The organism is Pseudomonas sp. GD04015, assembly GCF_029837675.1.
Classification (GTDB): Bacteria; Pseudomonadota; Gammaproteobacteria; order Pseudomonadales; family Pseudomonadaceae; genus Aquipseudomonas; species Aquipseudomonas paralcaligenes.
Window position 1 is genome coordinate 58,906 of record NZ_JAOEEE010000021.1, and the last position, 22,601, is coordinate 81,506.

At 67.4% G+C, this 22,601-nt stretch carries 19 protein-coding genes; 12 read left to right on the forward strand and 7 right to left on the reverse strand.

Annotation, left to right across the window (positions count from 1 at the left end):
• Positions 1-52: 52 nt before the first annotated feature.
• Positions 53-679, forward strand: coding sequence for a carbonate dehydratase (can, locus tag N7640_RS17205; protein WP_279906074.1), 627 nt, complete (start codon positions 53-55; stop codon positions 677-679).
• Between the two features lie 166 nt (positions 680-845).
• Here the strand turns inward: can and N7640_RS17210 are convergent, their stop codons facing one another.
• The 4 genes from N7640_RS17210 to N7640_RS17225 all read right to left on the reverse strand — a co-directional run bounded on the left by N7640_RS17210 (position 846) and on the right by N7640_RS17225 (position 4,135).
• On the reverse strand, positions 846-1,274 hold the full coding sequence (locus N7640_RS17210) for a type II toxin-antitoxin system death-on-curing family toxin (protein WP_279906075.1): 429 nt from the start codon (positions 1,272-1,274) through the stop codon (positions 846-848).
• 10 nt (positions 1,275-1,284) lie between these two features.
• Entirely contained in the window at positions 1,285-1,506 is a 222-nt protein-coding gene (locus tag N7640_RS17215) for an AbrB/MazE/SpoVT family DNA-binding domain-containing protein (RefSeq protein ID WP_220815777.1), read from the reverse strand.
• A 200-nt stretch (positions 1,507-1,706) separates the two neighbouring features.
• On the reverse strand, positions 1,707-2,336 hold the full coding sequence (gene narL, locus N7640_RS17220) for a two-component system response regulator NarL (protein ID WP_220815778.1): 630 nt from the start codon (positions 2,334-2,336) through the stop codon (positions 1,707-1,709).
• Positions 2,333-4,135 carry a HAMP domain-containing protein gene (locus N7640_RS17225; protein WP_279902316.1) on the reverse strand — a complete coding sequence of 601 codons (1,803 nt, stop codon included), beginning with the start codon at positions 4,133-4,135 and terminating at the stop codon, positions 2,333-2,335. Before N7640_RS17225 ends, narL begins: the two co-directional genes overlap by 4 nt.
• 233 nt (positions 4,136-4,368) lie before the next feature.
• Between N7640_RS17225 and N7640_RS17230 the strand changes: the two genes are divergently transcribed.
• The 11 genes from N7640_RS17230 (at position 4,369) to N7640_RS17280 (ending at position 19,995) form a co-directional block, all read left to right on the forward strand.
• Complete coding sequence (locus tag N7640_RS17230; protein ID WP_279902317.1) at positions 4,369-5,631, forward strand: NarK/NasA family nitrate transporter; 1,263 nt, start codon at positions 4,369-4,371, stop codon at positions 5,629-5,631.
• Positions 5,632-5,649: 18 nt separating this feature from the next.
• Complete coding sequence (locus N7640_RS17235) at positions 5,650-7,065, forward strand: NarK family nitrate/nitrite MFS transporter (RefSeq protein ID WP_279902318.1); 1,416 nt, start codon at positions 5,650-5,652, stop codon at positions 7,063-7,065.
• A gap of 67 nt (positions 7,066-7,132) precedes the next feature.
• Positions 7,133-10,885: a nitrate reductase subunit alpha gene (locus tag N7640_RS17240; protein ID WP_279902319.1), complete on the forward strand. Its 3,753-nt coding sequence runs from the start codon at positions 7,133-7,135 to the stop codon at positions 10,883-10,885.
• An 11-nt stretch (positions 10,886-10,896) separates the two neighbouring features.
• The gene (narH, locus tag N7640_RS17245) at positions 10,897-12,435 is read left to right on the forward strand and encodes a nitrate reductase subunit beta (protein WP_279902320.1); all 1,539 of its coding nucleotides are present in this window, start codon (positions 10,897-10,899) and stop codon (positions 12,433-12,435) included.
• A gap of 3 nt (positions 12,436-12,438) precedes the next feature.
• Positions 12,439-13,194 carry a nitrate reductase molybdenum cofactor assembly chaperone gene (gene narJ, locus N7640_RS17250; protein WP_279902321.1) on the forward strand — a complete coding sequence of 252 codons (756 nt, stop codon included), beginning with the start codon at positions 12,439-12,441 and terminating at the stop codon, positions 13,192-13,194.
• Entirely contained in the window at positions 13,187-13,882 is a 696-nt protein-coding gene (gene narI / locus N7640_RS17255) for a respiratory nitrate reductase subunit gamma (RefSeq protein ID WP_279902322.1), read from the forward strand. The genes narJ and narI overlap by 8 nt, the downstream gene beginning before the upstream one ends.
• Before the next feature lie 210 nt (positions 13,883-14,092).
• The gene (locus N7640_RS17260; protein WP_279902323.1) at positions 14,093-15,064 is read left to right on the forward strand and encodes a peptidylprolyl isomerase; all 972 of its coding nucleotides are present in this window, start codon (positions 14,093-14,095) and stop codon (positions 15,062-15,064) included.
• A 41-nt stretch (positions 15,065-15,105) separates the two neighbouring features.
• Positions 15,106-16,095: a GTP 3',8-cyclase MoaA gene (moaA, locus tag N7640_RS17265; protein WP_279902578.1), complete on the forward strand. Its 990-nt coding sequence runs from the start codon at positions 15,106-15,108 to the stop codon at positions 16,093-16,095.
• 715 nt (positions 16,096-16,810) lie between these two features.
• Positions 16,811-18,826: a ribonucleoside triphosphate reductase gene (locus N7640_RS17270; RefSeq protein WP_279902324.1), complete on the forward strand. Its 2,016-nt coding sequence runs from the start codon at positions 16,811-16,813 to the stop codon at positions 18,824-18,826.
• Between the two features lie 34 nt (positions 18,827-18,860).
• Positions 18,861-19,010 (forward strand): anaerobic ribonucleoside-triphosphate reductase, encoded by a 150-nt coding sequence (nrdD, locus tag N7640_RS17275; protein ID WP_220815095.1) that lies wholly within the window; start codon positions 18,861-18,863, stop codon positions 19,008-19,010.
• A 253-nt stretch (positions 19,011-19,263) separates the two neighbouring features.
• The gene (locus N7640_RS17280; protein WP_279902325.1) at positions 19,264-19,995 is read left to right on the forward strand and encodes an anaerobic ribonucleoside-triphosphate reductase activating protein; all 732 of its coding nucleotides are present in this window, start codon (positions 19,264-19,266) and stop codon (positions 19,993-19,995) included.
• Between the two features lie 70 nt (positions 19,996-20,065).
• On the opposite strand, the gene N7640_RS17285 is transcribed toward N7640_RS17280, so the two are convergent.
• Genes N7640_RS17285 through N7640_RS17295 form a run of 3 tightly spaced genes read right to left on the reverse strand, consistent with a single transcriptional unit; the run spans position 20,066 to position 22,589 of the window.
• Complete coding sequence (locus N7640_RS17285; protein WP_279902326.1) at positions 20,066-21,430, reverse strand: 4Fe-4S binding protein; 1,365 nt, start codon at positions 21,428-21,430, stop codon at positions 20,066-20,068.
• Positions 21,427-22,281 carry an FTR1 family protein gene (locus N7640_RS17290; protein ID WP_279902327.1) on the reverse strand — a complete coding sequence of 285 codons (855 nt, stop codon included), beginning with the start codon at positions 22,279-22,281 and terminating at the stop codon, positions 21,427-21,429. The genes N7640_RS17285 and N7640_RS17290 overlap by 4 nt, the downstream gene beginning before the upstream one ends.
• 8 nt (positions 22,282-22,289) lie before the next feature.
• On the reverse strand, positions 22,290-22,589 hold the full coding sequence (locus N7640_RS17295; RefSeq protein ID WP_279906214.1) for a cupredoxin domain-containing protein: 300 nt from the start codon (positions 22,587-22,589) through the stop codon (positions 22,290-22,292).
• Positions 22,590-22,601 lie beyond the last annotated feature (12 nt).

The following is a 22,601-nucleotide window of genomic DNA, read 5'->3' on the forward strand; positions in this document are numbered from 1 at the left end:
CGCCGGACCGCGTGCTATTCCGCCACGGGACGAATGCCGTGGAGGATCGGGCGTGGACGTGGAGCAGTTGCTGGCCAACAACCGTTACTGGGCGGAATCGCTGCGGGCGCGCGATCCGGATTTCTTCGCCCGCCTGGCCCGCCAGCAGCGACCGGAATTCCTCTGGATAGGTTGCTCGGACAGCCGGGTGCCGGCCAACGAGGTGGTGGGGCTGATGCCGGGCGAGCTGTTCGTGCACCGCAACGTGGCCAACATGGTGGTGGCCACGGACATGAACTTCCTGTCCGTGCTGCAGTACGCCGTCGACGTGCTGCAGGTAGGCCAGGTGATCGTCTGCGGCCACTACGGCTGCGGCGGCGTGCGCGCCGCGCTGGGGCACGAGGAGCTGGGGCTGATCGACAACTGGCTGCGCGCGCTCAAGGCGCTGTACCACCAGAACCTGCAGCGCTTCGAAGGGCTGGACCCGGAACGGCAGGTCGACCTGCTGTGCGAGCTGAACGTGCAGCGCCAGGTGCGCAACGTCTGCCACACCACCATCGTGCAGAACGCCTGGCGTCGCGGCCACCGGCTGGCCGTGCACGGCTGGATCTACGGCCTGAGCGATGGCCTGGTGAAGGACCTGCGGGTGACGGTGAACAGCGCTGCGCAGCTGGACAGCTCCTTTCTCTACGACCAGTGAAGTTCCGGGGGCGCCGGGCTTCCTGCAGGCTATGTCCACGTCCGTTGTCGCACACCTTGTGGGAGCGGATTCATCCGCGAATGTCGCGGCCAATCGGCATGCCGCCCAGCCGTTCCCGCAAAAGCAGGATCGCGCCACCCGCACGTAACGGTGGCAGAGCCTTCTTTCAGTCGTAGCGCCCGGTCGTTTCCTGCACCTTCCCGGGCGGAACGTCGATGACGATGCGCTCGCGCAGCCAGCGGGCGAACTCGGCTTCGTCGAGCGAGCCTTCGGCCAGGCCGATCATGGCCGCGTACTTCTCTTCATCGGTGGCGACCAGGGTGCAGTCGTTGAGTTGCAGGAAAACCCGGTAGCAAACATGCGCCGTACGCTTGTTGCCATCGACGAAGGGATGGTTGCGCGCCAGGCCGTAGGCCAGGCTGGCGGCCAGATCGGCCATGTCCGGCGGCGGCTCGCCATAGGCATGGCGCTGCTGCGGACGCGCCAGGGCGGAGTCGAGCAGGGCCTCGTCGCGCACGCCGCTGCCGCCACCATGTTCGGACAACTGGCGGTCGTGGATGGCCAGTGCCAGGGTCTTGCTGATCCAGACGATCATCGGGCGATCCTCACTGGGCCAGCTTGTGCAGTACCTGGCGGTCTTCGCGCATGATCTGCTCCGCCACATCCATCTGCTCGGCCAGGGTTGGATCGAACACGGTGAGCTTGATGCCGTCCGGTGTCTCCAGCACATACAGTTCGTCGCCTTTCTCCAGGCGCAGGCGGGCGAGGATTTCCTTGGGCAGGATGACGCCGGCGGAATTGCCGATGGCGCTGATCTTGAGTTTCATGGTGCCTCCGGGGTTGGTTATAACGAATGGTATAACCAGGCTCGGCCGCCCGCAACGCTTCCCCCGCACCGCCGATCGGCGTGTCACGCATGACGTCTGTCGTGTGCGGAAAAACATGCCGTGGGAGCGGCCTTGGCCGCGAAGCTTTTACCGTGCCGCCCCGGTTCGCGGCCAAGGCCGCTCCCACACAACCTGGAGCCTCAGCGCAGGTTCTCCAGGGCCCACACGGCGGCCTCCACCCGCGAGCGCAGGCCGAGCTTGTGCAGCAGGTTCTTCACGTGGACCTTCACCGTGCCCTCGGTGATGCCGAGCTTGTTGCCGATCATCTTGTTGCTCAGGCCGGAGGCGATCATCTTCAGCACCTGGCGCTCGCGGTCGGTGAGGTCCAGCGAGCTGGCGCCCTGCGGCGTGCGCAGGGCCTGGGCCAGCACGGTGGTCAGGGACGGGCTGACCACCAGGGTGCCGTGCAGCACGTCGCGCAGGCGGGCGATCAGGTGTTCCGGCTCCATATCCTTGAGCAGGTAGCCGTCGGCGCCGAAGCGCATGGCGTCGCGCACGTCGTTCTCGGCATCGGACACGGTGAACAGCAGCACCTTGCCGGCGAAGCCCTGTTCGCGCAGGCGCTTGAGGGTCTCCACGCCGTTGAGCTGTGGCATGTTGTTGTCCAGCAGCACCAGGTCGGGGGCCAGCCGCGCGACCTGCTCGCAGGCCTCCGCGCCGTTGTTCGCTTCGCCGACCACCACCAGGTCGCCCTCCAGTTCGATCAGTTGGCGGATGCCGCGACGCATCATGGGGTGGTCGTCGACCAGCAGCAGGGTGTGGGCGTTCATAGCGAGGCCTCGTGGCTCGGTTGACGCAGGAAGCCGGGGCAGAAGCGCAGTTCCACGCGTGTGCCCCGCTGCGTGCGACGGGTGATGGAGAGCTTGCCGCCCAGGCTGCGGGCGCGCTCGTGCATGATGTTCAGGCCGTGGTGCAGGCGGGTGTCGAAGCCCGGGGTGATGCCGACGCCGTCGTCCTCGACGAGCAGCTCGACTTCCTCGCCGGATTGCCGCAACTGCACCCAGGCCTGTTCCGCCTGGGCGTGGCGGGCGCAGTTGGAGAGCGCCTCGCGGGCGATCTGCAGCAGGTGTATCTGTTCCGTGGCCGACAGGCTGAAGGCCAGCGGCGAGCTTTCCAGCAGCACCCGGATGCCGCCGCGCTCGGCGAACTCGCGGGCGGTGTCGTCCAGCGCCTGCTCGATGCCGCCGTCCTGGATCTGCAGGCGGAAGGTGGTGAGTAGCTCGCGCAGCTGGCGGTAGGCGTTGTTCAGGCCGTCGCGCAGCTCGTCGCTGACCTCCAGCAGGCGTTCGCCTTGCTCGCCGCGGCGGATCAGCGTCTGCAGGCGGCTCACCTGCAGCTTCATGTAGGACAGGGCCTGGGCCAGGGAGTCGTGCAGCTCGCGGGCGATGGTGGTGCGCTCGTCGAGCAGCAGCAGGCGGTCGTCCTGCTCGCGCTGGCGCTCCAGCGACAGCGAGGTGCCGATCAGGTGCGCCAGCGCCTGGATCAGCTCGCGCTCCCAGGGATGCGGCGTATGGCGGTCGATGTAGTGGGCGCGCAGCTCGCCGAGGTTGTTGCCCTGGGAACTGATCGGGTAGAGCAGGCTGTCGCTGCCCCCGTGCCGCTCGCAGCTGGCGCATTCGTTGCGCGAGCAGATGTCGCGCGAGGCGCTGCCATGCAGGGCGATCAGGTGCTCGACCGGCTCGCGCATGTCGCCCTTCAGGCACAGGCTCAGGCGCAGGCCGGGCAGGCGCTGCTGGAAGCTGTCGATCAGCGCGTCGAGCTGGCCGGCGCTCGCCGGGCTGCTGGCGATGCTGCGACTGCTCTGGTACAGCAGTTCCAGCGCGGCATTGCTCTTCGCCAGTTGCTGGGTCTTCTCGGCCACCCGCGAGGCCAGGGTCAGGTGGGATTCCTCGATGGCATCCGCCATGGCATTGAAGCTGTCGGCCATCTGCCCCAGTTCGTCGCTGGACCTGTGCTCGATCCGCGCATTGAGGTCGCCGGCGCGGAAGCGCTCGGTGGCACCGACCAGCTCCTGCAGCGGTGTGATCACGCTGCTCTGCAGCTCGAACATGCCCACCAGCAGGATGATCACGGTCATCAGCAGTGCCGCGCCCTGGATGCTCTGCTGCCAGCCCTGGCGCTTCTCGCTCTGCTTCTGCAGCAACAGCACGAAGTGTTCGAGCTGGCCAACGAAGATTTCCGACTGCTGCTGGAACATGACCCGGTCGCCGCGTTCCAGGGCCGGCCGCAGCTGCCCCAGCCACCGGTCGCGGATGTTGGCGAAGGCCTGGGCCACCGGGCTCTGCCGGTCGCCGTCGACCATGTGCTTGAGTGCGCTGCTGTCCAGGCGCCGCTGCATGTCGTCGCGCAGATGGCCTATCGCCTGCGGCGACGCGTTCGCCTCCAGCTGCCAGTTGAGACGGTAGACGGCCATGCGCAGGGAGCCGGCGGTGTTGATGGCCGCGGCGTCGTCTTCGCTGACCCAGGCGATCAGCACGGCGCTGAACGCGCTGAAGAAGGTGAGGGTGGCGATGAGGATGACGGCCAGACCGGCGCGAGCGGGCAGGGAGCCTTTCAACCAGTCCAGCATGGCGGCTACCTCCAAAGAGTTCCGGCGCCCGTCCAGGCCCGGCGGGTGAGCTTGCTTGTTGTTATAAGTCGATGATCTACAAGGGATATTTTTCGTATTTCCAGGCTATCCCTTTGGAGGTATCCGGCCCCATGGTAGGAGTTGGAGCGGCCTGGCTTCCTTGATTTGGATCAAGGGCGGGAGGGGGCCGGTGCATAGCCTGCGAGCCATGAGAGTCGCTTGGGAGAGCGGTCATGGCGAGTCGGAAAGTGCAACAGGGGCTGGTGCTGGGGATGAGCACCGCCGCGTTCACCATCTGCTTCATGGTGTGGATGATGTTCGCGGTGCTCGGCGTGCCCATCAAGGAGCTGCTGCAGCTCAACGAGACCCAGTTCGGCCTGCTGGCGTCCACCCCGGTGCTGACCGGGTCGCTGATCCGCCTGCCGCTGGGCATGCTCACCGACCGCTTCGGCGGGCGCATCGTGTTCTTCGTGCTGATGCTGGTCTGCGTGCTGCCGATCTACCTGATCGGCGAGGCCACCGAGTATTGGCAGTTTCTCGTGCTGGGGCTGTTCGTCGGCCTGGCCGGCGGCTCCTTCTCGGTGGGTATCGCCTACGTCGCCAAGTGGTTCGAGAAGTCCAGCCAGGGCCTGGCCATGGGCATCTTCGGCGCGGGCAACGCGGGTTCGGCGCTGACCAAGTTCCTCGCCCCGGCGATCATCGCCGCGGCCAGCTGGCAGATGGTGCCGAAGATCTATTCGGCGATCATGTTCATCACCGCGCTGCTGTTCTGGTTCTTCAGCTACGACGACAAGAGCCACCGCACGCCCAGCAGCGTGTCCTTCGCCGAGCAGCTCAAGACCCTCCGTGATCCACGGGTGTGGCGCTACTGCCAGTACTACTCGATCGTCTTCGGCGGCTACGTGGCGCTGGCCCTGTGGATGACCAAGTACTACGTGCAGGAGTACGGCTTCAGCCTGCAGAGCGCGGCGCTGCTGGCCGCCTGCTTCTCCCTGCCGGGCGGCGTGCTGCGCGCCATCGGCGGCTGGATGAGCGACCGCTGGGGCGCGCACGGCGTGACCTGGTGGGTGATGTGGGTGAGCTGGATCTGCCTGTTCGTCCTGTCCTACCCGCAGACCGACTTCACCGTGCATACCGTCGATGGGCCGCGCACGTTCCATGTCGGCCTCAACGTCTGGGTGTTCACCGCGCTGATGTTCGTCATGGGCATCGCCTGGGCCTTCGGCAAAGCCTCGGTGTTCAAGTACATCTCCGACGAGTTTCCCGATCGCATGGGGGCCGTGTCCGGCATCGTCGGGCTGGCCGGCGGCCTGGGCGGCTTCGTCCTGCCGATCATGTTCGGCGCCCTGGTGGACCTCACCGGCGTGCGCAGCTCCTGCTTCATGCTGATGTACGGCGTGGTCTGGGTCTCCCTGATCTGGATGTACCTCAGCGAAGTCCGCAAAACCCCGGTGATGGGGGCGGGTTCCACCGGCCCCATGAATTCCGCTTCCTGACGCTTGAGGAGACCGAGCATGTCCGCAACCAAGAATCCGGCCATGGGGCAGCCGCCCCGGCAGGGGCCGGTGATCGAGGACTGGCGCCCCGAGGACCCGCACTTCTGGGGTTCCACCGGCAAGGCCATCGCCACCCGCAACCTGTGGATCTCGATTCCCGCGCTGTTCCTGGCGTTCGCCGTGTGGATGGTGTGGAGCACGGTGATCGTGCGCCTGAACGCCATCGGCTTTGCCTTCAGCACCGACCAGCTGTTCTGGCTGGCGGCGCTGCCGGGGCTGTCTGGAGCGACGTTCCGCATCTTCTACTCGTTCATGGTGCCGGTGTTCGGCGGGCGGCGCTGGACGGCCCTGAGCACGGCGTCGCTGCTGGTCCCGTCGCTGTGGATGGGCTTCGCGGTGCAGGACCCGGACACCTCGTACAGCGTGTTCGTGATCATCGCCCTGCTGTGCGGCTTCGGCGGCGGCAACTTCGCCTCGTCGATGTCCAACATCAGCTTCTTCTACCCCAAGGCCCAGCAGGGCACCGCGCTGGGCCTGAACGCCGGGCTGGGCAACCTGGGCGTCTCGGCCATGCAGTTCCTGGTGCCGCTGGTGATCGGCTTCGGCCTGTTCGGAGCGGTGGGCGGCAAGCCCCAGGAACTGGCCGATGGCAGCCAGCTGTGGCTGCAGAACGCCGGCCTGATCTGGGTGCCGCTGATCGCGGCGGTGACCGTGGCGGCCTGGTTCGGGATGAACGACCTGGCCAGCGCCAAGGCCTCGTTCTCCGAGCAGGCGGTGATCTTCAAGCGCAAGCACAACTGGCTCATGTGCTGGCTGTACCTGGCCACCTTCGGCTCCTTCATCGGCTTCGCCGCGGCCTTCCCGCTGCTGATCAAGACCTCGTTCCCGGAAGTCACCGCGCTCAAGTTCGCCTTCCTCGGCCCGCTGGTCGGCGCCCTGGTGCGCCCGCTGGGCGGCTGGGTGGCGGACAAGCTGGGCGGCGCGCGGGTGACCCTGTGGAACTTCGTGGTGATGATCGCCGCGGTCTTCGGCGTCATCGCCTTCCTGCCGCAGAACGGGCAGGGCGGCAACTTCTACGGCTTCCTCGCCATGTTCATGCTGCTGTTCGTCACCACCGGCATCGGCAACGGTTCCACCTTCCGCATGATCCCGGTGATCTTCCGCACCCTGCATGAGCGCCTCAGCGCCGGCAAGGGGGCCGCGGTCAAGGAGCAGTCGCTGCGCGAGGCCGGCAAGGAGTCGGCCGCGGTGCTCGGCTTCAGCTCCGCGATCGGTGCCTTCGGCGCCTTCTTCATTCCCAAGAGCTTCGGCAGCTCCATCGCCCTCACCGGCGGGCCGGAGATCGCCCTGTACGTCTTCGTCGGCTACTACGCCAGCTGCATCCTGGCCACCTGGTGGTGGTACTCGCGCAAGGGCGCCGAAACGCCCTGCTAGACAGCCATCGCCCAAGAAATGACGAGCGCGGGGTAACCGCCCGCGCTCAGCCTGAGAGGAAAGAAAAATGAGCCACATACTCGACCAGCTGCGCTTCTTCAATCGCAAGCAAGGAGAGTTCGCCGACGGTCATGGCGAGACCCGCAAGGAGTCGCGCGACTGGGAGAACGTCTACCGTGCCCGCTGGCAGTACGACAAGATCGTGCGCTCCACCCACGGGGTGAACTGCACCGGGTCGTGCTCCTGGAAGATCTACGTGAAGAACGGCCTGATCACCTGGGAAACCCAGCAGACCGACTACCCGCGCACCCGCAACGACCTGCCCAACCACGAGCCGCGCGGCTGCCCGCGCGGCGCCAGCTACAGCTGGTACATCTACAGCGCCAACCGCCTGAAATATCCCAAGGTGCGCAAGCCCCTGCTGAAACTCTGGCGCGATGCGCGGCGGACCCTGGCACCGGTCGAGGCCTGGGCCAGCATCGTCGAGGACCCGGCCAAGGCGCAGAGCTACAAGAGCAAGCGCGGCATGGGCGGCTTCATCCGCTCCAGCTGGCGCGAGGTCAACGAGATCATCGCCGCGGCCAACGTCTACACGGTCAAGCAGTACGGGCCCGACCGGGTGGTCGGCTTCTCGCCGATCCCGGCCATGTCGATGGTCAGCTACGCCGCCGGCAGCCGCTACCTGTCGCTGATCGGCGGGGTGTGCCTGAGCTTCTACGACTGGTACTGCGACCTGCCTCCCGCGTCACCCCAGGTGTGGGGCGAGCAGACCGACGTGCCGGAGTCGGCCGACTGGTACAACTCCAACTACATCATCGCCTGGGGTTCCAACGTCCCGCAGACCCGCACTCCCGACGCGCACTTCTTCACCGAGGTGCGCTACAAGGGCACCAAGACCGTGGCCATCACCCCGGACTACGCCGAGGTGGCCAAGCTCACCGACCTCTGGCTCAACCCCAAGCAGGGTACCGACGCGGCGCTGGCGCAGGCCTTCGCCCACGTCATCTTCAAGGAATTCCACCTGGAGAACCCCAGCGCCTACTTCACCGACTATGCCAAGCGCTACACCGACCTGCCGATGCTGGTGCTGCTCGACGAGAAGGACGGCAGCTACCGCGCCGACCGCTTCCTGCGGGCCTCCGACCTGGATGGCGAACTCGGCCAGGACAACAACCCCGAGTGGAAGACCATCGCCGTCGACGCGGGTGGCGAATTGGTCTCGCCCCTGGGCTCGATCGGCTACCGCTGGGGCGAGAAGGGCAAGTGGAACATCGAGGCCCGCGAGGGCGGCGAGGGACGCGCGGTCGACCTCAAGCTGAGCCAGCTGGACAGCGGCGAAGTCGCCGAGGTGGCCTTCCCGTACTTCGGCGGCCAGGCCCACGAGCACTTCGCCCATGCGCCGGGCGAGGAAATCCAGCTGCGCCGCGTGCCGGTGCGCACCCTGGTGCTGGCCGACGGCAGCCAGGCCAGGGTCGCCAGCGTATTCGACCTGATGGCCGCCAACCTGGGCATCGACCGTGGCCTCGGCGGCGCCAACGTCGCCAGCCACTATGACGACGATCGCGTGCCGGGCACGCCGGCCTGGCAGGAGAAGATCACCGGCGTCAGCCGCGAGAAGGCGATCCAGATCGCCCGCGAGTTCGCCGACAACGCCGACAAGACCAAGGGGCGCAGCATGATCATCGTCGGCGCGGCGATGAACCACTGGTACCACATGGACATGAACTACCGCGGCCTGATCAACATGCTGATGTTGTGCGGTTGCGTGGGCCAGACCGGTGGCGGCTGGGCGCACTACGTCGGCCAGGAGAAGCTGCGTCCGCAGTGTGGCTGGCTGCCGCTGGCCTTCGGCCTCGACTGGCATCGCCCGTCGCGGCAGATGAACGGCACCAGCTTCTTCTACAACCACAGCTCGCAGTGGCGCCACGAGAAGATGAGCATCCACGAGGTGCTGTCGCCGCTGGCGGACAAATCCGCGTACCCCGAGCACATGCTCGACTACAACATCCGCGCCGAGCGCGCCGGCTGGCTGCCGAGCGCGCCGCAGCTCAACCGCAACCCGCTGCAGATCACCCGTGACGCGGCGGTGGCGGGGCTGGAGCCGAAGGACTACGTGGTCAGGTCGCTGGCCGAAGGCACGCTGCGCTTCGCCTGCGAGCAGCCGGACAACCCGGTCAACTTCCCGCGCAACATGTTCATCTGGCGTTCCAACCTGCTGGGCAGCTCGGGCAAGGGCCACGAGTACATGCTCAAGTACCTGCTCGGCACCCGCAACGGCGTGATGAGCCCCGATCTGGGCCAGCGTGGCGGCTTCAAGCCGCAGGAAGCCGAATGGCAGGACGAGGGCGCCATCGGCAAGCTCGACCTGGTCACCACCCTCGACTTCCGCATGTCCTCGACCTGCGTGTACTCCGACATCGTCCTGCCGACCGCCACCTGGTACGAGAAGGACGACATGAACACCTCGGACATGCACCCCTTCATCCACCCGCTGTCGGCGGCCATCGACCCGGCCTGGGAAGCGCGCTCCGACTGGGAAATCTACAAGGGCATCGCCAAGGCCTTCTCCGAGATGGCCGAAGGGCACCTGGGCGTGGAGAAGGACCTGGTCACCGTGCCGCTGCTGCACGACACCCCCGGCGAGCTGGCGCAGCCGTTCGGCGGCAGCGACTGGAAGACGGCGGGGCAGACGCCCCAGCCGGGCCTCAACTGCCCGAACATCACGGTGGTCGAGCGCGACTACCCGAACACCTACAAGAAATTCACCTCGCTCGGCCCGCTGCTGGACACGCTGGGCAACGGCGGCAAGGGCATCAACTGGAGCACCAAGCACGAGGTCGAGTTCCTCGGCGAACTGAACTACACCGTGCGCGAGGAGGGCATCAGCCAGGGCCGGCCGAAGATCGAGTCGGCCATCGACGCCGCCGAGGTCATCCTCAGCCTGGCGCCGGAAACCAACGGCCATGTCGCTGTGAAGGCCTGGGCCGCGCTGTCGGAATTCACCGGCCGCGACCACAGCCACCTGGCGCTGCCCAAGGAGCACGAGGCGATCCGCTTCCGCGACATCCAGGCGCAGCCGCGCAAGATCATCTCCAGCCCGACCTGGTCCGGCCTGGAAGACGAGCACGTCAGCTACAACGCCGGCTACACCAACGTCCATGAGCTGATCCCGTGGCGCACCCTGACCGGCCGCCAGCAGTTCTACCAGGACCACCCCTGGATGCTCGCCTTCGGCGAGGGCCTGATGAGCTACCGGCCGCCGATCAACACCCGTTCGACCGGCTACGTGCAGGGCAAGATGCCCAACGGCAACCCGGAGATCTGCCTGAACTGGATCACCCCGCACCAGAAGTGGGGCATCCACAGCACCTACACCGACAACCTGATCATGCTCACCCTGAGCCGTGGCGGGCCGATCGTGTGGATGAGCGAGATCGACGCCAGGAAGGTCGGCATCGAGGACAACGACTGGATCGAGTGCTTCAACGCCAACGGCGCGCTGACCGCCCGCGCGGTGGTCAGCCAGCGGGTCAAGGAGGGCATGGTGATGATGTACCACGCCCAGGAACGCATCGTGAACGTGCCCGGCGCGGAGAGCACCGGGACCCGTGGCGGCCACCACAACTCGGTGACCCGCGTGGTGCTCAAGCCCACCCACATGATCGGCGGCTACGCCCAGCTGGCCTACGGCTTCAACTACTACGGCACCGTGGGCTGCAACCGCGACGAATTCGTGGTGGTGCGAAAAATGAGCAAGGTGGACTGGCTGGACGGCCCCAATGGCAACGACTTGCCGCAACCGCTGCCGCAGGACATTTGAGGATTACTGCCATGAAAATTCGTTCACAAGTGGGCATGGTGCTGAACCTGGACAAGTGCATCGGTTGCCACACCTGCTCGATCACCTGCAAGAACGTCTGGACCAGCCGCGAAGGCATGGAATACGCCTGGTTCAACAACGTCGAGACCAAGCCCGGCATCGGCTACCCCAAGGAGTGGGAGAACCAGGACAAATGGAAGGGCGGCTGGGTGCGCAACCCGGACGGCTCGATCAACCCGCGCATCGGCGGCAAGTTCCGCGTGCTGGCGAACATCTTCTCCAACCCCGACCTGCCGAGCATCGACGACTACTACGAGCCGTTCGACTTCGACTACCAGCACCTGCACACCGCGCCGCTGGGCGAGCACCAGCCGGTGGCGCGGCCACGCTCGGCCATCTCCGGCAAGCGCATGGAGAAGATCGAATGGGGCCCCAACTGGGAGGAAATCCTCGGCACCGAGTTCGCCAAGCGGCGCAAGGACAAGAACTTCGACAAGGTGCAGGCCGACATCTACGGCGAGTACGAGAACACCTTCATGATGTACCTGCCGCGCCTGTGCGAGCACTGCCTCAACCCGGCGTGCGCGGCCTCCTGCCCGAGCGGCGCGATCTACAAGCGCGAGGAGGACGGCATCGTCCTCATCGACCAGGAAAAATGCCGCGGCTGGCGCATGTGCATCAGCGGCTGCCCGTACAAGAAGATCTACTTCAACTGGAAGAGCGGCAAATCCGAGAAGTGCATCTTCTGCTACCCGCGCATCGAGGCCGGCCTGCCCACCGTGTGCTCGGAAACCTGCGTCGGGCGCATCCGCTACCTGGGCGTACTGCTGTATGACGCCGACCGCATCCACGAGGTGGCCAGTACGCCGAGCGAGCAGGACCTGTACCAGAAACAGCTGGAAATCTTCCTCGACCCCAACGACCCGAAGGTGATCGAACAGGCGCTGGCCGACGGCGTGCCGATGTCGGTGATCGAGTCCGCGCAGAAGTCGCCGGTGTACAAGCTGGCGGTGGACTGGCAGCTGGCCCTGCCGCTGCACCCGGAATACCGCACCCTGCCGATGGTCTGGTACGTGCCGCCGCTGTCGCCGATCCAGAACGCCGCCGCCAAGGGCGCCGTGAGCATGGACGGCGTGCTGCCGGACGTCGACAGCCTACGCATTCCCGTGCGCTACCTGGCCAACCTGCTCACCGCCGGCGACGAGCAGCCGGTCAAGCTGGCGCTCAAGCGTCTGCTGGCGATGCGCGCCTACAAGCGCGCGGAACAGGTCGATGGCGTGCAGGACCTGCAGGTCCTGGCATCGGTGGGGCTGTCGGTGGCCCAGTGCGAGGACATGTACCGCTACCTGGCCATCGCCAACTACGAGGACCGCTTCGTCATTCCTTCCGCGCACCGCGAGGAGGCGATGAGCGATGCCTTCGCCGAGCGTTCCGGGTGCGGCTTCAGCTTCGGTAGCGGCTGCAGCGGCGCCTCGGACACCAACATGTTCGGGGCGAAGAAGGCCAATCGCCGCGATGTGCTCAAGACCGTGCAGATCTGGGAGGACTGAACCATGCGGATTCTCAAGGTGATCTCCCTGTTGCTGGACTATCCCGACGAGGCGCTGCAGGGCGCCCACGCGGAGCTGGAGGCTGCCCTCGGTGGCGCCCGCGAGATCAGCCCCGACCAGCGGGGCGCGCTGCTGCGCCTGCTCGACGAGCTGGCCCGGGAAGAGCTGATGGACGCCCAGGAACGCTACACCGAACTGTTCGACCGGGGCCGCGCGCTGTCGCTGCTGCTGTTCGAGCACGTGCATGGCGAATCCCGCGACCGTGGCCAGGCCATGGTCGACCTGATGGCCCAGTACGAGGCGGCGGGCTTCGCCATTGGTGTGCGCGAGCTGCCCGACTACATCCCGCTGTACCTGGAATACCTGGCCAGCCGCGAGCCGATCGAGGCGCGCGAGGGCCTGGCCGACGTGGCGCACCTGCTGGCCCTGCTGGCGGCGCGCCTGGAGGAGCGCGAGAGCCCCTATGCGGCGTGCTTCCGCGCGCTGCTGCAGATCGCCGGCGAGCAGCCGGCGAGCGCGGTGGCCGAGGTGCGCGAACAGGTGGCCGGCGAGCCGCGCGACGACAGCCTGGAGGCGCTCGACAAGCTGTGGGAGGAGGAGGCCGTGGCCTTCCTCAAGGCCGAGCAGCAGGAGCGCTGCCCGAGCCAGGCCGCGCGGCCGGGCAAGGCTCGCGAAGAAGTGCCGGTGCCGGTGCACTGGATCGATTTCAAGCAGGATGGACCGGCCGCCGCGCCGGCCCGGGAGGTGCGCAATGGCTAACCTGAATCTACTCGCCTTCGGCGTGTATCCCTACATCGCCCTGGCGGTCTGCGTGATCGGCAGCTGGGCGCGTTTCGACCTGTCGCAGTACAGCTGGAAGGCCGGATCGAGCCAGATCTTCAACCGCACGCCGGCCGAGCACCGCTACATGCGCATCGCCAGCAACCTGTTCCACGTCGGCGTGCTATTCGTCCTGGCCGGCCACTTCGTCGGCCTGCTGACGCCCGCGTCGATCTACCACCATGCGATCTCCACCGAAAACAAGCAGCTGCTGGCGATGGTCTCCGGCGGTTTCTTCGGCGGCCTGTGCCTGATCGGCCTGCTGATGCTGCTCTACCGGCGCCTGAGCGACGCGCGGGTGCGCGCCAGTTCCAGCTGTTCGGACGTGTTGGTGCTGCTGGTGCTGCTGGTACAGCTGCTGCTCGGCCTGGGCACCATCTACGCCTCCACCCACCACATGGACGGCTCGGTGATGGTGATGCTGGCCGACTGGGCGCAGTACACCGTGACCCTGCAGCCGATGAAGGCCGCCGCCGCCATCGAGCCGGTCGGCGCCGTGTACAAGCTGCACGTGTTCCTCGGCCTGAGCCTGTTCGTGCTGTTCCCCTTCACCCGCCTGGTGCACATCGTCAGCGCGCCGGTCTGGTACCTGGGCCGGCGCTACCAGATCGTGCGGCAGAAGGCCTGAGACCAGACCTGCAGACGTGTCCATGTGGGCGCTGACCTGTGGGAATGGACTTGTGGGAGCGGACTTGTCCGCGAGCTTTTCACCCGGAATTACCCGTAGGCGGAAGGCAAAACTCGCGGCCAAGGCCGCTCCCACGGTGGTTGCCGGGGATAGCTGAGTGCTGCCCAAGAGCCAATGGATTTATCAACGACTGATCGAGGAGATCCCATCATGGGTTGTGGATGCGGTGGTAACGGAAACGGTGGCGGTTGCAGCGGTGGCCAACCGAGAGTGGAAATCCCGGCTAATGCGCCGGTGGTGCAGGAAGTGATGCCCGACTCGCGGCCCGGCGCCGACGAGCCGGAGGCCGATGAGAGCGAAGAGGGCGAGCCAGCCCCCGAGCTGATCGCCAGCAGCGAGCAGGAATGGCCGCGGATCAAGGTCAACGGCCTGCCCATCGCGGTGGAGGCGATCGCCCAGGAGCTGCAGTACCACCCGGCGGCGAGCCGCCGCGAGGCGGTGTTCCTCGCCGGCCAGGCGCTGGTGATCCGCGAGCTGCTGCAGCAGCGGGCGGCCGCGCTGGGCCTGCAGGTGCGCGCCGCCGGCGGCGAGAGCGAGGAGGAGGCGCTGACCCGCACCCTGATCGAACTCGAAGTGCCGCTGCCGCGGGCCGACGAGGACACCTGCCGGCGCTACTACGAGCGCAACCTGGCGCGCTTCGCCAGCGCGCCGCTGCTGGCGGCGCGGCACATCCTGCTGGGCTGCCCGGCCGACGACGTCGAGGCACGCAGCCTGGCACGGGAGCGTGCCGAGGCGCTGATCGCCGAGCTGCGTGGCGAACCCGGGCGCTTCGCCGAGCTGGCGCTGGCCCATTCGGCCTGCCCGTCGAAGGAGCAGGGCGGCTCGCTGGGGCAGATCAGCCAGGGCCAGACCGTGCCCGAGTTTGAGCGCCAGCTGCTGCGCCTGCCGCTGGGCCTGGCCGTGCAACCGCTGGAGAGCCGCTACGGCTTCCACGTGGTGCAGGTGGACCTGCGCATCGAGGGCCGGCAACTGCCGTTCGAGACGGTGGTCGGGGCGATCCGCGCCGAACTGGACCAGCGGGTCTGGCAGGTGGCGGTGGCCCAGTACTTGAAGAACCTGGTGGGCGAGGCGGACATCCAGGGCATCGTCCTGGAAGGCGCCGACTCACCGTTGCTGCAGTAGCCCGGATGCAATCCGGGCTACGTGAACTGGACGGGATGATGATGGACGCACAACTGCGGGACGGTTTCGGTCGCACCATCGACTACCTGCGCCTGTCGGTCACCGACCGCTGCGACTTCCGCTGCATCTACTGCATGGCCGAGGACATGACCTTCCTGCCGCGCCAGCAGGTGCTGACCCTAGAGGAGCTGGAGCGGGTGGCGCGGCTGTTCGTAGCCCACGGCACGAAGAAGATCCGCCTGACCGGCGGCGAGCCGCTGGTGCGCCCCGGCGTGGTCGGCCTGTGCGAGCGCATCGCCGCGCTGCCGGGGCTGCGCGAGCTGGTGATGACCACCAACGGCTCGCAGCTGGACAAACTGGCACGGCCCCTGGCCGAGGCCGGCGTGCGCCGCCTCAACATCAGCCTGGACAGCCTGCGTCCCGAGCGTTTCCGCGCCATCACCCGTACCGGCGAGCTGGCCCGGGTGCTGGATGGCATCGCGGCGGCGCAGGCGGCCGGCTTCGCCAACATCAAGCTGAACACCGTAGTGATGCACGGGCGCAACGCCGACGAGGTGCTGGACCTGGTCGAATTCGCCGCCCGGCGTGGCCTGGACATCAGCTTCATCGAGGAGATGCCGCTGGGCCAGGTCGGCCGCGAGCGCGGCGAGAGCTACTGCTCCAGCGACTGGGTGCGCGAACGCATCGGCGAGCGTTTCGCCCTGCTCGACAGCGCCGAACAGAGCGGCGGGCCGGCGCGCTACCTGCGCCTGGTCGACTTCCCCAGCACGCGCATCGGCCTCATCTCGCCGCACAGCCACAACTTCTGCGCCACCTGCAACCGCGTGCGGCTGACCACCGAGGGGCGCCTGCTGCTGTGCCTCGGCCACGAGCATTCGGTGGACCTGCGCGCGCTGCTGCGCCGCCATCCGGGCAACGACGAACCGGTGCTGGCGGCCATCCGCGCGGCGTTGCCGCGCAAGCCGCTGCGCCATGAATTCGCCGTCGGCGACGTGCAGATCCTGCGCTTTATGAACGCCACCGGCGGCTGACATCCCCGTTCCTCCCTCCAGCCTGGTCGCCAGGCGGGTTGCCACGCTTGCCGGCGGATAGGGTCGTCTGTCGCGGGCGTGGCTTTTTTGGGGCTATGTTCTCGTGATGTGTTGCACGTAGCCGTAGCCATAGAAGCAAGAGCCCAGTCCGCGGTCGCGGCAGGTAAAGCCGTCAAGCAACTCGGAGCTGGAGTCCCCGTCAGGAGGCCGAGCGGAGGTGTTGCGCAGGGGGACGAGCCGCAGGGATGCGGCGAGAGGCATAACGGGCCATGGATGGCCCGTGTATGCCGTGCCCCCGGAGCAGCACCGGAGGGAGGGAACCCCGCCGCAGGCGGGGCCGGATGCCGGGGTGGCCTTCTCTTTGGTTACTTTCTCTTGGCCAAACAAGAGAAAGTGACTCGCCCAGGAGGGCGAAACCAGAACTTTCATGCAACTGGATAAACAGCCGGGCATCGTAGTTGCCGATTTATCGGTGCGCGCAGCGCACCCTACGAATCACAGGCCTTCGCCCAATGGGCACATAGCCTTTTTCGACCGTTTCCCGACACCCAGTCGCGTCCATGCGCGAGGGCGACGAAGTGAAGCGGGTCACGGATGCCATCGCTCCCGACTTGATCGTGATCAATTTCTGATCACCGCCTCCTGGCGTAGATTCCCATCATCTTGTGTGTTGAAGATAAATTCATAACTAGATGATGTGTTCAGGGGGTAGTGAATGAATCCGCAGCAACCGCCTTACCGGCCCCGCACGCTGCTCAAGCGCGACGGCAGCGAGGTGTCGTTCGACCTCGGCAAGATCGAGCGCGCGATCGCCGCCGCGGGCCAGGCCACCGGCCAGTTCGGGTCCTACGAAGCGAAGGCGCTGGCCGACGCGGTGCTGTCCCGGCTGCTGGAATTCCGCAGCCTGGGCGTGGAGCAGGTGCAGGACAAGGTCGAGCTGGTGTTGATGGAGGCCGGCTACTACGACACCGCCAGGGCCTACATCGTCTATCGCGAGCGCCACGGCCGCCTGCGCCGCGAGCACAAGACCCTGGTCGACGTGGCCGCGTCGATGAACGAATACCTGCGCCGCGAGGACTGGCGCGTGCAGGCCAACGCCAACCAGGGCTATTCCCTGGGCGGGCTGATCCTCAACGTCTCCGGCAAGGTCACCGCCAACTACTGGCTGGACGAGGTCTACAGCCCGGAGATCGGCCGCGCCCACCGCGAGGCCGACCTGCACATCCACGACCTGGACATGCTCGCCGGCTACTGCGCCGGCTGGTCCCTGCGCACCCTGCTGCACGAGGGTCTCAACGGCATCCCGGGACGGGTCGAGGCGGGGCCGCCCAGACACCTGTCGAGCGCCCTGGGGCAGATGGTCAACTTCCTCGGCACGCTGCAGAACGAGTGGGCCGGCGCCCAGGCGTTCAGCTCCTTCGACACCTACCTGGCGCCCTACGTGCGCAACGACCGGCTGGACTACGAGCAGGTGCGCCAGGCGCTGCAGGAGTTCATCTACAACCTCAACGTGCCGTCGCGCTGGGGCACCCAGACGCCCTTCACCAACCTGACCTTCGACTGGGTCTGCCCCGAGGACCTGCGCGAGCAGGTGCCGGTGATCGGCGGGGCGGAGATGCCGTTCTGCTACGGCGAACTGCAGGCGGAGATGGACCTGATCAACCGTGCCTACATCGAGGTGATGATGGCCGGCGACGCCATGGGCCGGGTGTTCACCTTCCCGATCCCGACCTACAACATCACCCACGACTTCCCCTGGGACAGCGACAACGCCACGCGCCTGTTCGACATGACCGCGCGCTACGGCCTGCCGTACTTCCAGAACTTCCTCAACTCGGACATGCAGCCCAACCAGGTGCGCTCCATGTGCTGCCGCCTGCAGCTGGACGTGCGCGAGCTGCTCAAGCGCGGCAACGGCCTGTTCGGCTCGGCCGAGCAGACCGGCTCGCTGGGCGTGGTGACCATCAACTGCGCGCGCCTCGGCCACCTCTACCGGCAGGACCTGAACGGCCTGCTGCGGCGCCTGGACGAACTGCTGCAGATGGCCTACGAGAGCCTGGAGGTCAAGCGCAAGGTGATCCAGCACCACATGGACGCCGGCCTCTATCCCTACACCAGGCGCTACCTGGGCACCCTGCGCAACCACTTCTCCACCATCGGCGTGAACGGCCTGCACGAGATGCTGCGCAACTTCTCGGGCGACACCGAAGGCCTGCACACCGAGGCCGGCCGGCGCCTGGCGCTGCAACTGCTGGACCATGTGCGCGAGCGGCTGGTGCGCTTCCAGGAGGACAGCGGCCACCTCTACAACCTGGAGGCGACGCCGGCCGAGGGCACCACCTACCGCTTCGCCAAGGAAGACCAGAAGCGCTATCCCGATATCGTCCAGGCCGGCACCCCCGAGGCGCCTTACTACACCAACTCCTCGCAGCTGCCGGTGGGCTTCACCGAAGACCCGTTCGAGGCGCTGGAGCTGCAGGACGCGCTGCAGTGCAAGTACACCGGCGGTACCGTGCTGCACCTGTACATGGCCGAGCGCATCTCGTCGGCGCAGGCCTGCAAGCAGCTGGTGCGCACGGCGCTCGGTCGGTTCCGCCTGCCGTACCTGACCGTGACGCCCACCTTCTCCATCTGCCCGGTGCACGGCTACCTGGCAGGCGAACACGAGTTCTGCCCGAAATGCGACGAGGCACTGCTGCACAAGCAGTCGTGCTGCGGCGCCTGCGGCTGAACCAGAGTCCACCCACCGCAAGGAGCAACATCCCATGAAACAAGCCATGCAACTGCCCGAAGCCCAACGCCAGCGCTGCGAAGTCTGGACCCGGGTGATGGGCTACCACCGTCCGGTATCCGCCTTCAACCCGGGCAAGCAGTCCGAACATCGCGAGCGCCGGCATTTCAGCGAGCCGCGATAGCGCCATCCCACCCGCAATGCTGCTCACCTGAGGGCTGATCGATGCGCACAGTCCTTTCGCTGCAGCGGGTGAAGGCCATGAACGAACCCTGTGGGAGCGGACTTGTCCGCGAATCTTCGCTGCCAGTTCCGTTCACGGACGCCCAGCCGCTCCCACGGGCACTCGCCAGCAACACCCAATCGGGACATGGCCCAGGTGAACGGCATTACCCACCCCGCCCGGATCTTTCGGGCGGCTTCCTCCGGAGTCTCTGATGAATGCCTCCTGCAGCCGGTCGGAGCACCTGCGCGAATTCTCGCTGAAGGTTGGCGGGCTGTTGCCGCTGACCACCATCGACTACCCCGACCACATCGCCTGCGTGCTGTTCTGCCAGGGCTGCGCCTGGCGCTGTCGCTACTGCCACAACCCGGAGCTGATCAGGGCGCAGGCGGAGGGCGCGGTCGCCTGGCACGAGGTCGTCGCGTTCCTGCGCAAGCGCCAGGGGTTGCTCCAGGCAGTGGTGTTCAGCGGCGGCGAGGCCACCCTGCAGCCTGCCTTGCCGGCTGCCATGCGCCGGGTGCGCCAGCTGGGCTTCAAGATCGGCCTGCACAGCGCCGGCATCAAGCCGAACGCACTGCGCCGCGTGCTGCCGCTGTGCGATTGGGTCGGCTTCGATATCAAGGCGCTGGAAGAGGACGCGGCGCTGATCACCGGCGTCTCCAGCAGCGGGCGGGTCAACTGGGAAAGCCTGGAGCTGCTCATCGCCAGCGGCGTGGACTTCGAGTGTCGCACCACGGTGCACTGGCACTTGTTCGACTGCCAGCGCCTGCAACGCCTGGCCGAGCGCCTGGCCGCCGTCGGCGTGCAGCGCTTCGCCGTGCAACTGGCGCGCCCCGGACGCATGCTGGACCCCACGCTGGGCAACGCTCCGACCCCGGCCGGGGCCGCCGAGCTGTGGCCTTATCTGCGACAGTTGTTCGCTCGCTTCGAGCTGCGCGATATCTGAAAGCCTGTTTCGCTCGCGGCCACTGACTCCGCTGGTGCGCATGGCGCACCCTACGGCCCTGCGAATCGCTTCACCAGCCCCAGAACTGCAGCCACCAGCAGTAGCCGAGCAGGGCGTTGGCCAGCAGCAGGCCGGTCATCGGCGCCAGCCGTTGCCGCGCCTGCAGCCGCTGGCAGACGCGCCAGCCCAGCCACAGGCTCCAGCAGGCAGCGCCCAGCAGCAGGACGCCTCGCGCGGAGGGCACCCAGGGCAGGACCAGGCCTTCGTAGCGCAGCAGCTTCACCGTGGTGGAGGACAGGCCGAGGAACAGCCCCGCGGCGCCGGGCGGCACCAGGCACAGCGCCAAGTGGCGGGCGAAGGCCGCCGACTGTCCGGCCATGCGCCCACCGAGCCCGAGCAGGAACCGCAGCGATCCGCCCAGCAAGAGGCTGCTGGCGGCGAGGTAGAGGCAGATCGCCAGGCCGTCGAGCCAGGTGAACGCATCGTTGTTCGACGGGTAGTGGGTCAGTAGCCACCAGGGGGCCGAGGCCTGCAGCGGCCAGAAGATGTCGTGCCCGACCAGCCATTCGGCCATGGCCTGCTTCAGGGCGATGAACCAGGGGCTGACCGTCCACTGGAAGGCGCCCATGGCCAGGCCGATCACCCCGTACAGCAGCAGGCACGACTCCCAGCCGTCCGCCTCGCCGCCCAGGTCGACGATCTCCGCGCTGCCGGAGCGGGCGATCAGGCGCACGGCGTCGCGCTGCCCGCTGCAACGGCCGCAGGCATGGCAGGCGGACGCGCCCTGCATGCGGCGGATATCCAGCAGCGGCGCGCAGTTGGGCGGCGGGCGATGCGGCGGCAGATTGGCCCGCCAGCGCTGCTCGTCCACCCGGAAATGCACCGGCGCCAGCTTCGCCAGCAGGGCGAACACGCCGCTGACCGGGCACAGGTAGCGGCACCACACGCGCTTGCCGCGCCCGTAGAGAAAGCCCACCAGCATCGCCGCGAGGGTGGAGCCGCCGAGGATCAGCAGGGCCGCCTGGGCATAGTCGTAGACGCTGATCAGCTGGCCGTAGAGCGTGGTCAGCAGGAAACCGACCGTGGGCCAGCCGGCCCAGCGCATCCAGCGTGGCACGCCGCGCCCCAGGCCGCGCTGGCTGGCCCACTCGCTGAGCGCGCCTTCGGGACACAGCAGGCCGCACCACAGGCGGCCGAACAGCACCACCGAGAGCAGCACGAAGGGCCACCAGATGCCCCAGAAGACGAACTGGGCCAGCAGCGCGAGGTTGTCCAGGATGCGCGCGTGGGTATCCGGCAGCGGCAGGGCGGCCGGCACCACCAGCAGCGCGGCGTAGACCAGCACCACCGCCCATTGCAGCCGGCGGATCAGGCCGGCATGCCGGCGCATGCCGTCGCCCAGGGCGGCGAGCCGGCGATTCAGCGCGACGTTCATGCGGCGCTCCGGGGTGTCTCCTCGGCGGGTTGGCGCGGCGCGCGCCGCCAGCGGTAGGCGAGCAGCCAGAAGCCGGCCAGGGTCAGCACCGCGACGAGGGAGGGCATGGCCCGGTAGCCGGTCAACCCGGCGATCATGCCGCCCAGGCGCGAGCCATCGTCGAGCCAGGCCGAGCTGTCCCAGAGCGGGTCGCCCAGCCAGCCGTAGAACCGTTCGGGCAGGTCCATGCCCATCCATTGCCCCGTGGCGCGGTCGAGGGCGTTCATCAGCATGGCGCCGCCCAGCGAGATCATCAGCAGCTCGCTGATGGCGAAGAAGCGCCGCCAGTCCAGCAGGTGGCTGCCGGCCTGGAGCAGGGCGAAACTGAGGGCCCCGAGCAGCACGCCGAGCCCGGCGCCGAGCAGCATCGACGAGGCGCTGGCCGCGCCGGCGGCGCCGTAGAGGAAGATGGCGATCTCGCTGCCCTCGCGGGCCACGGCGATCGCCGCGAGAAGCATCAGGCCGCTGCGCCGGCCCTGGGTCAGGGCATGCTCGGCGCGGCTCTCCAGGCTGCCGCGCAACTGCCGGCCGTTGTGCCGCATCCACATCACCATCTGCAGGATCAGCACGCTGGCCAGGGCGCTCATGGCCGCCTGGAACCACTCGCCCGCCGGGCCGCTCATCCAGTTTCCCGCCAGGATCATCAGGGCCGCCAGCACCGCCGCCAGGGCGCCGCCGCCGAGCACGCCCAGCCACAGCAGGTGGACGTGCCGGTGCCCGTCGTGCTGGCGCCTCAGCCAGGCATGGAGCAGCCCGATGACCAGCAGGGCCTCGATGCTTTCGCGCCAGACGATCAGAAGTGCCTGTTCCATGTCCGCTCCTACTGCGCCTCGATGTAGCCGCCCGGCAGGTCGAGGTGGAATTCGTCGAAGAAGGTGTAGCGCCCCGGCTTGAGCGGGTGGATCACGACGAACGAGGTGACGCCGGGGCCGAGCACCTTCTCCACCCGCAGGGGCAGGCTCTCGAACTCGACCGGCCCCTGGCCGACGTTGCGCACGACGATCTTGAAGCGCTGGCCCGCCGGTACCGTCAGGTTGGGGGGCGTGAAGTGCCCGTCGCTGATACTCAGCTCGTAGCTCGGCAGCGGCGCGCCCCAGGCCGGCAACGCCAGCAGCGCCAGGAGGGCGAAGAG